Genomic DNA, 16,690 nt, shown 5'->3' with positions numbered 1-16,690 from the left:
TAAACAAAAAATAATCCACTCTTTACCCAATTATTCAATTGGCATTTTACCTGGTGTACCTGGTTTTCGCGGATATCTTTTTGGCGTTTGCTTTTCCTTTTTAATCACAAGGATATTTCTTTCACTTTCTTCCATCGGTAAAGTGAAGGTAAACATCTGCTCTAGTTTACCTCCAAGTGTAGTGATAGCCTTCTGTCCCACACTTAATTCATCATTCGCATGTGCTGCCTTCATTGCGACGAAATGACCTCCAACTTTCACAAGAGGAAGACAAAGTTCACTAAGAACTGACATTCTTGCAACGGCTCTCGCTGTCACAAGATCATAGGACTCCCTATGGGAAGGATTAACCCCAAAAGTCTCAGCGCGATCATGAATGAAGTGAACCTTTTCCAATTTTAATACATTTGCTAAATGATTTAAAAAGGAAATTCGCTTATTTAATGAATCAACGATTGTCACCTCTAAATGAGGGAAAGCAATCTTCAATGGAATACTTGGAAATCCTGCACCTGCACCAACATCACAGAGATGGAGAGGCTGCGTGAAATCAAAATAGAACGCAGCAGAAATGGAATCGTAGAAATGTTTTAGATAGACATCACCTTGCTCGGTGATAGCCGTTAGGTTCATTTTCTCATTCCATTCAACCAAGGTATGAAAGTATTGTTCAAACTGATTTAACTGCTTATCGCTAAGGGTAATCCCCTTTTCAAGCAGCATAGATTTGAATTGTTCGATGTTCATCAGCAAAACTTCCTCTTTTTAAAAAAATTATAAATTACTTGTTTTCGCTATTCTTCCTTGTTCTAAATAGATAAGGAGGATTGAAATGTCGGCCGGGTTTACACCGGAGATTCTTGAAGCTTGTGCAAGTGATAATGGTTTGATTTGTTTTAAGTTTTGCTTCGCTTCATTTGCAAGTCCTGAAATGGAATCATAATCGATATTTTCAGGAATTTTCTTGTTCTCCATCTTCTTTAAGCGCTCAACCTGCTGTAATGACTTTTCAATGTATCCTTCATATTTAACTTGAATTTCTACCTGCTCTTTAATATCCTGATCTAATTCCACTTCACTAGGTGTCAGCTTTTCAATGTGTTCATAGGTCATTTCAGGCCGTTTCAATAAATCTGCAGCAAGGATTCCATCTTTAAGCTCACTGCCGCCAGTACTTCGAATAAGCTCTTGAACTTCTGTTGAAGGTTTTAATCGAATCGTTGAAAGTCTCTCCTTCTCCGCCTCAACTGCATCTTTCTTAGCTAAAAATCTTTGATATCGATCCTCTGGTATCAGACCAATCGAGTGACCAATTTCAGTTAAACGTAAGTCTGCATTATCATGGCGCAGAAGTAGGCGATATTCTGCTCTCGATGTTAACAAACGATAGGGTTCGCTTGTTCCTTTCGTGATTAAGTCGTCAATTAACACACCAATATAAGCATCTGAACGGCTTAGTATCAATGGCTCTTTTCCGAGTGCACTTAGTCCGGCATTGATTCCTGCCATAATCCCTTGCCCCGCGGCTTCCTCATATCCGGAAGTACCGTTAATTTGACCAGCAGTATAGAGGTTTTTTATCACCTTTGTTTCGAGTGTCGGCCAAAGCTGTGTTGGATTAATCGCATCATACTCAATTGCATATCCAGATCTCATCATTTGGACATTTTCTAATCCTGGAATGGATCTTAGGAGTTGCTGCTGAACATCTTCAGGCAGACTAGTCGACAAGCCCTGGACATAAACCTCATGTGTTTTCCTGCCTTCTGGTTCAAGGAAAATTTGGTGACGCGGCTTATCATTAAAACGGACCACTTTATCTTCAATTGATGGACAATAACGCGGACCGGTTCCTTTTATCATTCCAGAATACATGGGTGAACGATGAAGATTTTGGTCAATCAACGAATGTGTTTTCTCATTTGTATATGTCAACCAACATGGCAGCTGGTCAGTAATAAACGTAGTCGTTTCATATGAGAATGCTCTCGGAGTTTCATCACCTGGCTGTATCTCTGTCTTGCTGTAATCAATGGTGTGACTATTAACCCGCGGCGGAGTTCCTGTCTTAAAACGCACCAACTCAAACCCAAGTTCCTCAAGATGTTCCGATAACTTAATGGATGGCTGCTGGTTATTTGGACCACTTGAATACTTTAATTCACCGAGAATAATTTCCCCGCGAAGGTAGGTACCTGTCGTAATGACAACTGTTTTAGCGCGGTAAACCGCACCTGTTTTTGTAATCACCCCAACACAGACGCCGTCCTCAACAATCAGTCTTTCAACCATTCCTTGAAGGAGTGTTAGGTTTGGTGTGTCTTCAATCACTTTTTTCATTTCGGACTGATAGTCAATTTTATCTGCCTGCGCCCGCAACGCACGGACTGCAGGACCCTTTCCAGTATTCAACATTCTCATTTGAATATGTGTTTTATCTATATTTCTACCCATTTCCCCGCCTAGTGCATCTATTTCCCGGACAACTATCCCTTTAGCTGGTCCGCCAATTGATGGATTACAAGGCATAAAGGCCACCATATCGAGGTTAATCGTAATCATTAATGTTTTTGCGCCCATTCGTGCCGCCGCAAGGCCCGCCTCACAGCCAGCATGTCCGGCACCAATGACCACAACGTCAAAATTACCTGCTTCGTATGACATCTCTTTCCTCCTCTTTCAAAAACTATTGTCTAGCTCCGCTTTTCTTATTTACCTAAACAGAACTGTGAAAATAGCTGATCAATTAAACTTTCGTGTACACTTTCACCGATTACTTCGCCAAGTAATTCCCACGTTCTCGTAATATCTATTTGAACTATATCAATTGGAGTTCCCATTTCTACTCCAGTTATCGCTTCTTCTATTGTATGCAAACTTTGACCAATCAAAGCAATATGGCGGCTGTTCGATAGATACGTCATATCGCCAGCGTCAATTGTACCTGCAAAGAATAAGGAGGATATGGCTTCCTCAAGCTCATCCACGCCACGGTCCTCTAATAATGAAGTAGTGACAATCTTATGGTCTCTTGCCAATTCCTTCACACGATCCATATCAATTTGCTGCGTGAGGTCGGTCTTATTGACTATGACAATTACATCCATGCCTTTAACAGCTTCAAAAAGGTTTTCATCCTCTTTTGTAAATTTATCAGCATAATTTAACACTAACAAGATTAAATCAGCTTCTTTTAAAACCTGTCGAGACTTTTCTACTCCGATTCGTTCGACAATATCTTCTGTTTCTCTAATTCCTGCAGTGTCCAGTAGTCTAAGCGGCACCCCTCGTACATTGACATACTCTTCAATGACATCACGGGTAGTTCCAGGTATATCCGTTACAATTGCTTTATTTTCTTGAACAAGACTATTCAATAACGAAGATTTCCCAACGTTTGGTCGCCCTACAATGACAGTCGAAAGCCCTTCACGCAATATTTTTCCTTGTTGGGAGGTTTGCAGCAGTTTTTTAAGTTCATCTCGAACATACATGGCTTTTTCTAATAGCATTTTATGAGTCATTTCTTCGACATCATCATATTCTGGATAATCTATGTTCACTTCAACATGTGCGAGTATCTCTAAAATTTCCTGGCGCAATCCTCTGATTAATTTTGATAAACGCCCTTCCATCTGTCCGAGTGCTACATTCATCGCCCGATCTGTTTTGGCTCTAATCAAATCCATTACAGCTTCAGCTTGAGATAAATCAATCCGTCCATTTAAAAATGCCCGTTTCGTGAATTCACCTGGTTCTGCTAGTCGAGCTCCATAGGATAATACATGCTGCAAAACTCGATTAACGGAAACAATTCCTCCGTGGCAATTTATTTCCACTACATCCTCTTTTGTAAAGGTTTTTGGTCCCTTCATCACCGATATCATTACTTCTTCAATTACTTGCTCATTCTTTGGATCAATTAAATGCCCATAATGTATCGTATGTGTCGGAACTTCTGTCAGCCTTTTCCCACCGATACTTCGAAAAACTTGATTCGCAATTTTAATGGAATCATCGCCACTCAATCGTACAATTGCAATTGCTCCCTCACCCATTGGTGTCGATATAGCAGCTATCGTATCAAATTCCATTACCTTCACCACTCTTTATTAAAATTAATCTATATATAACCGGATATTATTTACACCAAATCATTAGAATACCATAAAATCCTCATCTGAAAAACTAGAAACTCTTTTGCTAATTATCCACAGCCTGTTTAATAACTACGTATTATTTTAACTTATCCACATGTGAATAACAATAAAACAAGAGATTTCATATAATTGTTATAAACAGATACTATTTACATCTAAATTTCGACAACACGCAAAAAAAAGACATCCTTCGGCAAAGGATGTCTTTCTCACTATTTTATTTAACTGGTGAAATAACGATATGTCTGTGTGGATCCGATCCATCTGAAAAGGTTTTTACACGTTTGTTATTGGATAAAGCTGTGTGAATGACTTTACGCTCGTATGAAGGCATTGGTTCTAAAGCTACATCCCTGCCAGTCTTTAAAGCCTTTAGTGCAAGACGATGAGCTAATTGATTCAACGTATCATTTCTTCGATTTCTGTAATCTTCTGCATCTAAAATTAGCGTTAAGTATTGGTTGGAAAAGCGATTAATGATAAGCTGCGTTAAATATTGCAGCGAATTTAATGTTTGTCCTCTTTTTCCAATCAAAAGAGCAATCTTTTCTCCAGTCATAACGAACAAAACTTGTTTTCCATCGCGTTTAATTTCAATACTGATGGGAGCTCCCATTTGTTCACTAACCTGAAGCAGAAACTTCTTTGCTTCATCAATTGGATCAATAATCACCGTGACCTTAACAACAGCTGGACGCGAACCAAAAATTCCAAAAAAACCTTTTTTACCTTCATCGATAATAGCTACATCTGCGCGGTCTTTTGTTGTATTTAATTGAGCTAAAGCTGATTCCACTGCTTCTTCGACAGTTTGTCCGGTAGCAGTTACTTGTTTCACTTTTTTGCTCCTCCCGCATTACCGGATTCCTGCGCCTTTCTCAAATCCGGTCCTTTAATGAAATAGGTTTGAACAATCATGAAAAGATTTCCTACTACCCAATACAAGGAAAGGGCTGCAGGGAAATTAAAAGCAAAAATGACAATCATTATCGGCATCATCCAAAGCATCATCGCCATTTGCGGATTATGCTCTTGTCCGGCCATCATCAATTTTTGCTGAATAAATGTAGTGATACCTGCAATAATCGGTAAGATATAAAAAGGATCCTTGTCTCCTAGATCAAACCATAGGAAACTGTGATCAGCAATTTCTCTTGTTCTTGAAATGGCATGGTAGAAACCAATTAAGATAGGCATCTGGACGATTAATGGAAAACATCCCGCCATCGGATTTACTCCGTGCTTTTGAAAAAGTGCCATCGTCTCTTGTTGTAATTTCTGTTGTGTCTTTTGATCTTTGGAGCTGTATTTTTCTCGAAGAGCCTTCATTTCTGGCTGCAATGCCTGCATGGCTTTGGAGCTTCTCGTCTGCTTTATCATTAATGGTAGAATGGCTAATCGAATTAGGATGGTAACGACAATCAATGAAAATCCAAAGCTGCCACCAAGGATTTCTGCCCCTTTCACAATTACCCAGGAGAGCGGATATACAATATATTCGTTCCAAAAACCTGTACTTTCAGCATCAATTGGTTTATTAATTTCTGTACACCCTGTTAAAAACAGAAAAACAGAAACGATACCAATCAAAAGTAATATTCGTTTCTTCAACCGAATTTTCCTCCTTGAACAATATATATACTATTTAAGTAATACCCTTTTTAATAAATATCTAATTGAATATTTCATAGGTATTTTACCATCTTTTAGAATAATTTGTCTTATAAATTTTAAGTGTGCACCATTATTTTGGCTGACTACTTCTTCTTTAAAACCTTACCAACCTTAAAAACATGGGTTAAGCTCTTTTTCACTTCGAAAAAGTCCATTTCGGCAGCAGGTTTTCTAGCAATAATGACGTAATCATTACCTGGTAAAAGTAAATCTGACAATTCGAAAACAGCTTGTCTTATGTATCTTTTTATTTGATTCCTCATTACAGCATTTCCAATTTTCTTGCTGACAGACAGGCCAATTCGAAAATAGTCTTGATCCTCTTTCTTCAGACTATAAACAACAAATTGTCGATTTGCGAATGATTGTCCCTTTTGAAATGCCTCTTGAAATTCTTTATTCTTCTTAATCCGTAATTCTTTCTTCATGAAAACACCTTCCATCTATACAAAAATCTTTCCACTCTGAAAGATACTTTTATTAGAAAAAAGACCACTGATGTTTCAGTGGCCTAAGCTGATAATACTTTTCTTCCTTTTTGGCGACGGCGTGCTAGAACTTTACGTCCGTTAGCACTGCTCATACGACTACGGAAACCATGAACTTTACTATGTTTACGTTTATTTGGTTGATACGTTCTTTTCATTATATGACACCTCCCTGAGGAATAGCTGTTAAAGACAGTCTAACTTATTATAAAGAGTGACCCCAATATTGTCAACCGTCCCTATAATATTGTTCCCCAGCATCTAAATTTTTTGCAGTGAGATCTTTTTCCTTCATGAAATTTTCATTTTCCAAAAATCCTATTAAAAATTAACCTGTGGATATTTTTTTCGACTTTTTTTACACAGTTTCACAAGATATTGACAGTTTTTGCACAAGACACACTACTTGTGGACAAGTTTTAATCACAGACTGCTTTCATTGTGGATAAACTATGAAAAGGCATTGCACGTCTGCCTTTTATTTGATATTATATTTGTGTTTTCACTCTGAATAACTTCGTCTCAAATAAATGTTATCCACAAATTGTGGATAAGGTGTGGACAAGTTATTCTGGCATACTGCAGAAACTTGTCCACAAGCGGTGGATATTGTCGAAACTCCACTTTATTTCCTATAATATGTTTTTCCACAACCAATGTTTCGTATATTTATAAATTAATAGGTTATACAGCTTGTATAACGTTGTTTTTTCACAGAACTTTTGTTCATTTCGAATGAGGATACTTCCTAACTCTTTGTGAAAAAATATCACTATATATGGAGTCTAGACGAAAAACAAACTGCAAATTGCATTTCTATAGATAGATAAAAGAAAAAAAAGGAGGGACAACCGTTGGAGAATATTGCGGATCTTTGGAATGCTGCTCTAGCCAATATTGAGAAGAAAATTAGCAAACCTAGTTATGACACCTGGCTGAAGTCTACAAAGGCCCATTCCCTTCAAGGCAATCTACTTGTGATCACTGCTCCTAATGAATTTGCACGTGATTGGCTCGAGGAGCGTTATTCCCAGTTAATTGCTGGTATTCTGTACGAAATTACTGGTGAAGAGCTATCAGTTAAGTTCATTATTCCGCAAAATCAAAAAGAGGAAGACCCAGACTTATTATTGCCAGCAAAAAAGGCAAAAAAAGAGGAAGATCAACATGAGTTTCCGCAAAATATATTAAATCCTAAATACTTGTTTGATACGTTTGTTATTGGTTCTGGCAACAGATTTGCTCATGCTGCATCCCTTGCTGTAGCTGAAGCACCAGCAAAAGCCTATAACCCCTTATTCATTTATGGGGGCGTTGGATTAGGTAAAACACACTTAATGCATGCAATTGGCCATTACGTCTTAGAGCATAAACCGAACGCTAAGGTGGTTTATTTATCTTCAGAAAAATTCACGAATGAATTTATTAATTCTATTCGTGATAATAAAGCGGTAGAATTCCGCAATAAATATCGAAATGTCGATGTGCTGTTAATTGATGATATTCAATTTTTGGCAGGAAAAGAATCAACACAAGAGGAATTTTTCCATACTTTTAATACTCTTCATGAAGAGAGCAAACAAATCGTCATCTCAAGTGACCGTCCGCCAAGGGAAATCCCGACACTAGAGGATCGCCTTCGTTCACGCTTTGAATGGGGATTAATTACGGATATTACTCCACCAGATTTGGAAACAAGAATTGCCATCCTTAGGAAAAAGGCAAAGGCAGAAGGTTTAGATATTCCAAACGAAGTAATGCTCTATATCGCAAATCAAATTGATACAAATATCAGAGAGCTAGAGGGCGCATTAATCCGTGTTGTTGCCTATTCCTCTTTAATCAATAAGGATATTAATGCAGATCTAGCATCCGAAGCTTTAAAAGATATCATTCCAAGTTCAAAGCCAAGGGTAATCACGATTCATGAAATCCAAAGAACAGTCGGTGAACTCTTCAGTGTTAAGCTTGAGGATTTTAAAGCGAAAAAACGGACAAAATCTGTCGCTTTTCCTAGACAAATTGCTATGTATTTGTCACGGGAATTAACCGATTATTCTCTGCCAAAAATTGGAGAAGAGTTTGGAGGACGTGATCATACGACTGTCATCCATGCCCATGAAAAGATATCCAAGCTAATGCAAACTGACTTACAGCTGCAAAAGCAGATGAAAGAATTAAATGAGCTGTTGAAAGTTTAGTGTAATTGTGAATAACTCATCCCTGTTTATACACAGTCTGTCCACATGTTGATAGACTGTGTTTCCATTGCAAAGAGTGGGTTATCCACATACTAACAGGCCCTACTAGTACTTCTACTATTTTTTCTTTTAAAAAACTTATTATTATATGTTGCAGAAATTAGATTTATTCGTACTTAGAAATAAAAAATTGCTGGGAGGATTTTGATATGAGATTTATCATCCAAAGGGACCGTCTTGTTCAAAGTGTCCAAGATGTAATGAAGGCTGTTACATCAAGAACAACCATTCCAATACTGACGGGAATTAAAATTACAGCTACAAGCGAGGGAGTCACCCTTACAGGAAGTGATTCAGATATTTCAATTGAATCATTTATTCCTAATGAGGAAGATGGAGACGAAATCGTTGAGATTAAACAAAGTGGTTCCATTGTCCTTCAAGCAAAATTCTTTAGTGAGATTGTTAAGAAATTACCGACAGATAGTGTTGAAATTGAAGTACTAGGGTCTTTACAGACTGTTATTCGTTCTGGTAAATCAGAATTTAACTTGAACGGACTTGATGCAGAGGAATACCCACACCTGCCACAAATCGAAGAAAGTAATAAGTTTCACATAGCTACCGATTTGTTAAAAATGATGATTCGCCAAACCTTTTTCGCAGTGTCCACCTCAGAAACACGTCCCATCTTGACAGGTGTAAACTGGAAGATCGAAAACGGTGAATTAAACTGTATTGCAACAGATAGTCACCGCCTGGCATTACGAAAGGCAAAAATTGAAACGGAAAATAACGAAAGCTACAATGTAGTAATTCCTGGTAAGAGTTTGAATGAATTGAGTAAAATCATTGATGACTCGAATGAATTAATTGATATCGTTATTACTGAAAATCAAATTTTGTTTAAAGCGAAGCATCTGTTATTTTTCTCAAGGCTGCTTGAAGGGAATTATCCTGATACTTCTAGACTAATTCCAGATGAAAGTAAAACAGAAATCATTGTTAATACGAAGGAATTCCTTCATGCCATTGATCGTGCTTCCCTATTAGCTCGTGAAGGTAGAAACAATGTAGTCAAACTTTCAACGATAGATAGCGGTGTAATTGAAATTTCTTCTAACACACCTGAAGTAGGAAAAGTTGTCGAGGAAATTCAAAGTCAGTCGATTGATGGAGAAGAATTAAAGATTTCCTTTAGCGCTAAATATATGATGGATGCCTTAAAGGCACTCGAAGGTACAGATATTAGAGTGAGTTTTACTGGTGCTATGCGCCCGTTTGTTATTAAACCGCTGCATGACGAGACAACACTTCAGTTGATTTTGCCAGTTAGAACTTACTAGGATGAACTTTACAAATAGTCACCATGATTTTGGTGACTTTCTTTATTTATCTTTTTTTAGTAAAATAAAGTATTGAGACCATTTTAGAAATGAGTGAAAAACATTGCCCGAAGAAATAAAGCTAAATACTGAGTTTATTACGTTAGGACAATTTCTTAAATTAGCTGACGTCATCCAATCTGGCGGTATGGCCAAATGGTTTTTAGGTGAAAACGATATTTTTATTAATGGTGAACAAGATCAAAGAAGAGGTAGAAAGCTTCGAGTGGGAGATAAAGTGAGGATTCCTGGTCACGGAGAATTTTTGATAACCGAGTAACTAAAGGTTGTGTCGTTTTCATGTATATTGAACAATTAGCGCTAAGAGATTATCGAAATTATGAGAGCCTATCAGTTGAATTTGAAAATAAAGTTAATGTGATACTTGGGGAAAATGCCCAGGGGAAAACAAATGTCATGGAGTCTATCTATGTTTTAGCAATGGCTAAATCCCACCGAACCTCAAATGATAAAGATCTTATTCGCTGGGATCAGGAGTATGCTAAAATAGAGGGAAGGGTCCAAAAACAGTACAATTCTTTGCCCTTGCAATTAATTATTTCTAAAAAGGGTAAAAGAGCTAGATGCAATCATATGGAGCAGCGAAAATTAAGCCAATATGTTGGGAACATGAATGTAGTCATGTTTGCACCAGAAGATTTAAATTTAGTTAAAGGCAGCCCTCAAATAAGAAGGCGATTTATTGATATGGAAATTGGGCAGGTTTCGCCCATTTATTTACATGATATGAGTCAGTATCAAAAAATACTTCAACAACGTAATCATTTTTTGAAGATGCTGCAAATAAAAAAACAGACCGACCAAACCATGCTTGAAATTCTCACGGAACAGTTTATCGATATGGCTGTGAGAATTGTACTAAAAAGATTTGAATTTCTTCATTTGCTTGAAAATTGGGCTAAACCTATTCATAAAGGCATTTCTCGAGGACTAGAATCATTGGAAATTGTCTATAAACCATCAGTGGATGTATTAGAAGATCAAGATTTGTCGAAAATGAAAGCATGCTTCGAAGAAAAATTCAGCAAAGTCAGAACAAGGGAAATAGAACGAGGAACAACCCTATTCGGACCTCATCGTGATGATTTGTTGTTTTTTGTCAATGAGAGAGATGTCTCTACGTTTGGCTCACAGGGCCAGCAAAGAACAACCGCGCTTTCTGTTAAACTTGCCGAAATTGAGTTAATTCATTCAGAAATTCGCGAATATCCAATCTTACTCCTTGACGATGTCCTATCTGAATTAGATGACTATCGTCAGTCACACTTGCTTAATACCATACAGGGGAAAGTCCAAACATTCGTTACAACAACTAGCGTTGACGGCATCCATCATCAAACATTAAAAGAGGCTTCGACTTTTGAAGTAGAGTCTGGTTTTATCAAAAAAGTTAATTGAGGTGGAAGTGTGTATATACATGTTGGGGAAGATTTAAATATCAGGGCGAAGGATATCATCGCCATTCTTGATAAAGGGTGCGTGAATTCATCAAACTTACTTGAGGAATTCTTAAAACAGCATAAGGAAAAGCTCGTTAACCTTTCAAAAAACCCCTTTAAATCCGTCGTAATTACATATGACAAGGTTTATTTATCCCCTATATCTTCCGGAACATTAAAAAAACGTTCAAATCAAAAGGAAATGCAGGAATTTTGAAATTATTATTTTTCATTTTAGGTGTATAGAGTATTTTTTGAATGAAAGTGCGGGGTGAACAATATGACAATGGAACAAAAATTAGTCGAGGAACAAGAATACGGTGCCGATCAAATACAAGTTCTCGAAGGTCTAGAAGCTGTTAGAAAAAGACCTGGTATGTACATTGGTTCAACTAGTGGAAAAGGCCTTCATCATCTTGTCTGGGAAATAGTAGATAACAGTATTGATGAAGCTTTGGCTGGTTATTGCGACGAAATCAATGTCATCATTGAAGAAGATAATAGTATAACGGTTAAAGATAATGGACGTGGGATTCCTGTTGGCATTCAGGAAAAAATGGGCAGGCCAGCGGTTGAAGTTATTATGACTGTTCTTCATGCCGGAGGTAAATTTGGCGGCGGCGGATATAAGGTTTCTGGTGGTCTGCATGGTGTAGGTGCGTCAGTTGTTAATGCGCTTTCTACCAATTTAGAGGTCTATGTCCATCGTGACGGTAATATTTACGCCATTAAATTCGAACGTGGAGCTGTAGCTAAAGAACTAGAGGTAATTGGAACGACGGATAAAACAGGTACGATTACTCACTTTAAACCAGATGGAGAAATCTTCACTGAAACATTGGAATATGAGTTTGATATTCTGGCAACTCGTCTCCGCGAACTCGCATTCTTAAATCGAGGGATTAAAATTACGATTAAAGATAACCGTGTGGAAAATAAACAGAATGAATACTACTACGAAGGCGGGATTAAATCCTATGTAGAGCATTTAAACCGCACAAAAGAAGTCGTTCATGATGAACCAATCTTTATTGAGGGTGAACGCGATGGCATCAGCGTTGAAGTAGCCCTTCAATACAATGAGGGTTATACCGAAAGCATATATTCTTTCGCTAATAACATCCATACCTATGAAGGCGGGACACATGAGTCAGGCTTTAAAACAGGTTTAACCCGAGTGATTAATGATTACGCTAGAAAAAATAATTTGATAAAAGAAAATGATACGAACCTAACCGGAGAAGATGTTCGAGAGGGATTAACAGCTATTGTTTCGATTAAACATCCTGACCCACAATTTGAAGGGCAAACAAAGACAAAGCTTGGGAACTCTGAAGTTAGGACCATTACTGATTCATTATTTTCTAGCCACTTTGATAAATTTCTATTGGAAAATCCTTCAGTAGCAAGAAAAGTTATTGAAAAAGGATTAATGGCTGCAAGAGCGAGAATGGCTGCAAAGAAAGCAAGAGAGCTGACGCGCCGTAAAAGTGCTTTAGAAGTTTCAAGTTTACCCGGGAAATTAGCAGATTGTTCTTCAAAGGACCCTTCAATTAGTGAATTGTACATCGTTGAGGGTGATTCTGCAGGTGGTTCAGCAAAACAAGGCCGTGACCGTCATTTCCAAGCTATTCTGCCATTAAGAGGAAAAATTCTTAATGTTGAGAAGGCGCGTTTAGACAGGATTCTATCTAATAACGAGGTTCGTTCGATGATAACGGCAATTGGAACAGGTATTGGAGAAGATTTTGATATTGCAAAAGCCAGATATCATAAAATAGTCATTATGACGGATGCGGATGTTGATGGTGCTCATATTCGAACTCTATTGTTAACTTTCTTTTACCGTTATATTCGAAAAATTTTAGAAGCTGGCTATGTCTATATCGCACAGCCGCCTTTATATAAAGTACAGCAGGGGAAAAAGATTCGATATGCTTATGATGACAAAGAGCTGGAGAAAATATTCGCTGAGCTTCCAAGTCAGCCAAAGCCTAATATCCAACGTTATAAAGGTTTAGGAGAAATGAATCCTGAACAATTATGGGAAACGACAATGGATCCTTCTAATAGAACATTGCTTCAAGTAAGTCTTGAAGATGCGATTGAAGCAGATGAAACATTCGAAATGTTAATGGGTGACAAAGTAGAACCACGTCGTAACTTCATAGAAGCAAACGCACAATACGTTAAGAATTTAGATATTTAAAGAAAAGCGTATATAGAAAAGGATAGAGGGGTGACCACTATCCTCCTTTTTTCGTTTATCTTGGAACTAGGATGACTAGTAAAAGGCAGATTGTCACCAAAATAGGAGGTACTATTATGGCAGAAACACCAAATTCTCAAATAAAAGATATTAATATCAGTACAGAAATGAAAACATCATTTCTTGATTATGCAATGAGTGTTATTGTTTCTCGTGCCCTTCCAGATGTTCGAGATGGATTAAAACCAGTTCATCGCCGTATTTTATACGCTATGCATGATTTGGGAATACATGCTGATAAGCCTTATAAAAAGTCAGCTCGTATTGTTGGGGATGTAATCGGTAAATATCACCCTCATGGAGATTCTGCCGTTTATGAAACAATGGTACGGATGGCGCAAGACTTTAACTATCGTTATATGCTTGTTGACGGTCATGGTAACTTTGGATCAGTAGATGGTGACTCGGCTGCAGCGATGCGTTATACAGAGTCGAGAATGTCTAAAATATCAATGGAATTATTAAGAGATTTAAACAAAGATACGATTGATTTTCAAGATAACTATGATGGTGAGGAAAGAGAGCCTTCCGTTTTACCTGCTAGATTCCCTAACCTGCTAGTAAATGGTTCTATGGGTATTGCTGTAGGTATGGCTACGAATATTCCACCACACCAGCTTGGCGAGGTTATTGATGGTGTCTTAGCCGTTTCTCGTGATCCGGAAATTTCGATTCAAGAGTTAATGGAAATCATTCCTGGTCCGGATTTTCCAACCGGAGGAATCATCATTGGCAGGAGTGGTATTCGTAAAGCATATGAAACAGGCAGAGGGTCTATAACCATTCGCGGAAAAGTAGAAATTGAACAAAAATCAAATGGCAAAGAAGTTATCATTGTTAATGAGCTGCCATATCAAGTTAATAAAGCAAAATTAGTTGAGAGAATTGCAGAATTACATCGCGATAAAAAAATTGAAGGCATTACAGATTTACGGGATGAATCAGACCGTAATGGAATGAGGATTGTTATTGAGGTTCGTAAAGATGCAAATGCAAATGTCCTCTTAAATAATCTCTATAAACAAACATCACTGCAAACTAGTTTTGGAATCAATACATTAGCTCTTGTAAACGGCCATCCAAAGGTGTTAAATCTAAAACAATGCTTAGTCTATTATTTAGACCATCAAATCGTAGTTATTCGTAGAAGGACAGAGTTTGAGCTTCGTAAAGCAGAGGCACGTGCGCATATTTTGGATGGTTTAAGGATTGCATTGGACAATCTGGATGCTGTTATTAGTTTAATTCGAGGCTCGCAGACAACAGATATTGCACGCGAAGGTTTGATGACACAATTCAACCTTTCTGAAAAGCAAGCTCAAGCAATTCTAGATATGCGCTTGCAGCGTTTAACTGGTTTAGAAAGAGAGAAAATTGAGGAAGAATTCCAAAACTTAGTAAAGCTAATCGCTGAGCTTAAAGCTATTTTAGCGGATGAAGAAAAGGTACTTGAAATCATTCGTGAAGAATTACTTGAAATCAAAGAGCGTTTTAATGATAAGCGCCGAACTGAAATTGTAACAGGAGGAATTGAGAATATTGAAGATGAGGATCTCATTCCACGTGAAAATATTGTTATTACTTTAACACATAATGGCTATATTAAACGTCTCCCTGTTTCAACATATCGCGCCCAAAAGAGAGGCGGCCGAGGTATACAAGGGATGGGGACAAACGAAGATGATTTTGTTGAGCATTTAATCACGACTTCTACCCATGATACTATTCTTTTCTTTACCAACAAAGGAAAGGTTTATCGTTCAAAGGGATATGAAATTCCTGAGTACAGCCGTACGGCTAAAGGTCTGCCAATTATCAATCTTCTTGGAGTGGAAAAGGGAGAATGGGTTAATGCCATCATTCCGATTGAGGAATTTGTGGATGACTGGTACTTATTCTTTACAACCAAAGAGGGTGTTTCTAAACGTTCACCTCTAACATCATTTGCACATATTCGTAATAATGGTCTCATAGCGTTAAGTCTTCGTGAAGGGGATGAACTCATCTCTGTACGTTTAACCGATGGGTCCAAACATATGATCATTGGGACTAAAAAGGGAATGCTAATCCGTTTCCCAGAAACAGATGTCAGGTCAATGGGCAGAACTGCAACGGGTGTTAAAGGGATTACCCTAGACAGTGATGATGAGGTAGTTGGTATGGAGGTGCTCGAGGAAAATAGCAGCGTCCTTATTGTTACGAAGAACGGCTATGGTAAACGAACACCAGCAGAGGAATACCGCATTCAAGGAAGAGGCGGAAAAGGTATTAAAACATGCCACGTTACTGAAAAAAATGGTCCTCTAGTTTCTGTAAGAGCTGTTACAGGTGAAGAAGACTTAATGTTAATCACTACTGGCGGTGTCCTTATTCGTATTGATGTAGCTGGCATTTCGACTATGGGACGTAACACTCAAGGTGTTAAATTAATTAGCATCAAAGGCGACGAGCATGATTTTGTTGCCACTGTTGCGAAAGTAGAAAAAGAAGATGTTTCAGAAGAAGCAGATTTTGAGGATACTGAAGAAATAGATGGAACAGAAGGCATAGAGGCAGTAACTCAAACAGAAGAAGATACTGCAGGAAATGAGTTAAATTCTAATGATGATAGCTCTGATACTACTGAAGAATAAATAATAATGAAAAAGGGGTATCTAGTTAAGCTAGGTGCTCCTTTTTCATTAATTTTTCGCTATTTGATATTTTTCTCTTGATTGATAGTATTAATGCTGGTATACTCATTTGAGTCGGCAAGATAATTAATTGTAAAGCAACATATAAACAATTAAACGTTGACATTCATATTAATAGATGATATATTAATAAAGTCGCTTCTGAGCGATATTGAAAGATTGGTCTTTGAAAACTAAACAAACAAGAACGTCAACAAACAATTTTTTAGCTTTTTTTTAAAAGCTAAGCCAACGTAACAAATGAGCTATATCAACTTTCTTGGAGAGTTTGATCCTGGCTCAGGACGAACGCTGGCGGCGTGCCTAATACATGCAAGTCGAGCGAATCAAGAGGTGCTTGCACCTCTTGGTTAGCGGCGG

The 16,690-nt window shown here is 37.7% G+C and carries 14 protein-coding genes and 1 rRNA gene; 8 read left to right on the top strand and 7 right to left on the bottom strand.

What is annotated here, in order from left to right:
* Positions 1–30 precede the first annotated feature (30 nt).
* From rsmG to rpmH, 7 genes are all read right to left on the bottom strand, one after another.
* On the bottom strand, positions 31–747 hold the full coding sequence (gene rsmG / locus M3189_RS22075) for a 16S rRNA (guanine(527)-N(7))-methyltransferase RsmG (protein WP_251638036.1): 717 nt from the start codon (positions 745–747) through the stop codon (positions 31–33).
* A gap of 27 nt (positions 748–774) precedes the next feature.
* Positions 775–2,664 carry a tRNA uridine-5-carboxymethylaminomethyl(34) synthesis enzyme MnmG gene (mnmG, locus tag M3189_RS22070; RefSeq protein WP_251638034.1) on the bottom strand — a complete coding sequence of 630 codons (1,890 nt, stop codon included), beginning with the start codon at positions 2,662–2,664 and terminating at the stop codon, positions 775–777.
* 44 nt (positions 2,665–2,708) lie between these two features.
* Complete coding sequence (gene mnmE, locus M3189_RS22065) at positions 2,709–4,094, bottom strand: tRNA uridine-5-carboxymethylaminomethyl(34) synthesis GTPase MnmE (protein ID WP_251638032.1); 1,386 nt, start codon at positions 4,092–4,094, stop codon at positions 2,709–2,711.
* Between the two features lie 283 nt (positions 4,095–4,377).
* Positions 4,378–4,998 (bottom strand): RNA-binding cell elongation regulator Jag/EloR, encoded by a 621-nt coding sequence (gene jag / locus M3189_RS22060; RefSeq protein WP_251638030.1) that lies wholly within the window; start codon positions 4,996–4,998, stop codon positions 4,378–4,380.
* Positions 4,995–5,771, bottom strand: coding sequence for a YidC family membrane integrase SpoIIIJ (gene spoIIIJ / locus M3189_RS22055; RefSeq protein WP_251638028.1), 777 nt, complete (start codon positions 5,769–5,771; stop codon positions 4,995–4,997). The genes jag and spoIIIJ overlap by 4 nt, the downstream gene beginning before the upstream one ends.
* A gap of 146 nt (positions 5,772–5,917) precedes the next feature.
* Positions 5,918–6,262 carry a ribonuclease P protein component gene (rnpA, locus tag M3189_RS22050; RefSeq protein ID WP_251638026.1) on the bottom strand — a complete coding sequence of 115 codons (345 nt, stop codon included), beginning with the start codon at positions 6,260–6,262 and terminating at the stop codon, positions 5,918–5,920.
* Positions 6,263–6,345: 83 nt separating this feature from the next.
* Positions 6,346–6,480, bottom strand: coding sequence for a 50S ribosomal protein L34 (gene rpmH / locus M3189_RS22045; protein WP_063255153.1), 135 nt, complete (start codon positions 6,478–6,480; stop codon positions 6,346–6,348).
* A gap of 696 nt (positions 6,481–7,176) precedes the next feature.
* Between rpmH and dnaA the strand changes: the two genes are divergently transcribed.
* The 8 genes from dnaA to M3189_RS22005 all read left to right on the top strand — a co-directional run.
* Positions 7,177–8,523, top strand: a complete 1,347-nt coding sequence (gene dnaA / locus M3189_RS22040; RefSeq protein ID WP_251638023.1) for a chromosomal replication initiator protein DnaA — start codon at positions 7,177–7,179, stop codon at positions 8,521–8,523.
* 209 nt (positions 8,524–8,732) lie between these two features.
* Entirely contained in the window at positions 8,733–9,869 is a 1,137-nt protein-coding gene (gene dnaN, locus M3189_RS22035; RefSeq protein WP_251638022.1) for a DNA polymerase III subunit beta, read from the top strand.
* Positions 9,870–9,972: 103 nt separating this feature from the next.
* On the top strand, positions 9,973–10,188 hold the full coding sequence (gene yaaA / locus M3189_RS22030) for a S4 domain-containing protein YaaA (protein WP_251638020.1): 216 nt from the start codon (positions 9,973–9,975) through the stop codon (positions 10,186–10,188).
* 20 nt (positions 10,189–10,208) lie between these two features.
* Complete coding sequence (gene recF, locus M3189_RS22025) at positions 10,209–11,327, top strand: DNA replication/repair protein RecF (RefSeq protein WP_251638018.1); 1,119 nt, start codon at positions 10,209–10,211, stop codon at positions 11,325–11,327.
* Positions 11,328–11,336: 9 nt separating this feature from the next.
* Positions 11,337–11,585: an extracellular matrix regulator RemB gene (remB, locus tag M3189_RS22020; RefSeq protein ID WP_251638016.1), complete on the top strand. Its 249-nt coding sequence runs from the start codon at positions 11,337–11,339 to the stop codon at positions 11,583–11,585.
* Positions 11,586–11,654: 69 nt separating this feature from the next.
* Positions 11,655–13,577, top strand: a complete 1,923-nt coding sequence (gene gyrB / locus M3189_RS22015) for a DNA topoisomerase (ATP-hydrolyzing) subunit B (RefSeq protein ID WP_251638014.1) — start codon at positions 11,655–11,657, stop codon at positions 13,575–13,577.
* A 116-nt stretch (positions 13,578–13,693) separates the two neighbouring features.
* On the top strand, positions 13,694–16,270 hold the full coding sequence (gene gyrA / locus M3189_RS22010; protein WP_251638006.1) for a DNA gyrase subunit A: 2,577 nt from the start codon (positions 13,694–13,696) through the stop codon (positions 16,268–16,270).
* Between the two features lie 316 nt (positions 16,271–16,586).
* A 16S ribosomal RNA gene (locus tag M3189_RS22005) occupies positions 16,587–16,690 on the top strand; the annotation flags it as partial.

The sequence above is a fragment of the Neobacillus niacini genome (assembly GCF_023715415.1).
In the GTDB taxonomy this organism is placed as follows: Bacteria; Bacillota; Bacilli; order Bacillales; family Cytobacillaceae; genus Neobacillus; species Neobacillus niacini_C.
Note: the sequence above shows the minus strand (reverse complement) of the source record. Positions and strands in the feature narration are given on the sequence as shown.

Coding starts and splice junctions, on each gene's coding strand:
- rsmG (WP_251638036.1), bottom strand. CDS start 747: ATGAACATCGAACAATTCAAATCTATGCTGCTTGAAAAGGGGATTACC.
- mnmG (WP_251638034.1), bottom strand. CDS start 2,664: ATGTCATACGAAGCAGGTAATTTTGACGTTGTGGTCATTGGTGCCGGA.
- mnmE (WP_251638032.1), bottom strand. CDS start 4,094: ATGGAATTTGATACGATAGCTGCTATATCGACACCAATGGGTGAGGGA.
- rnpA (WP_251638026.1), bottom strand. CDS start 6,262: ATGAAGAAAGAATTACGGATTAAGAAGAATAAAGAATTTCAAGAGGCA.
- rpmH (WP_063255153.1), bottom strand. CDS start 6,480: ATGAAAAGAACGTATCAACCAAATAAACGTAAACATAGTAAAGTTCAT.
- dnaN (WP_251638022.1), top strand. CDS start 8,733: ATGAGATTTATCATCCAAAGGGACCGTCTTGTTCAAAGTGTCCAAGAT.
- recF (WP_251638018.1), top strand. CDS start 10,209: ATGTATATTGAACAATTAGCGCTAAGAGATTATCGAAATTATGAGAGC.
- gyrB (WP_251638014.1), top strand. CDS start 11,655: ATGGAACAAAAATTAGTCGAGGAACAAGAATACGGTGCCGATCAAATA.
- gyrA (WP_251638006.1), top strand. CDS start 13,694: ATGGCAGAAACACCAAATTCTCAAATAAAAGATATTAATATCAGTACA.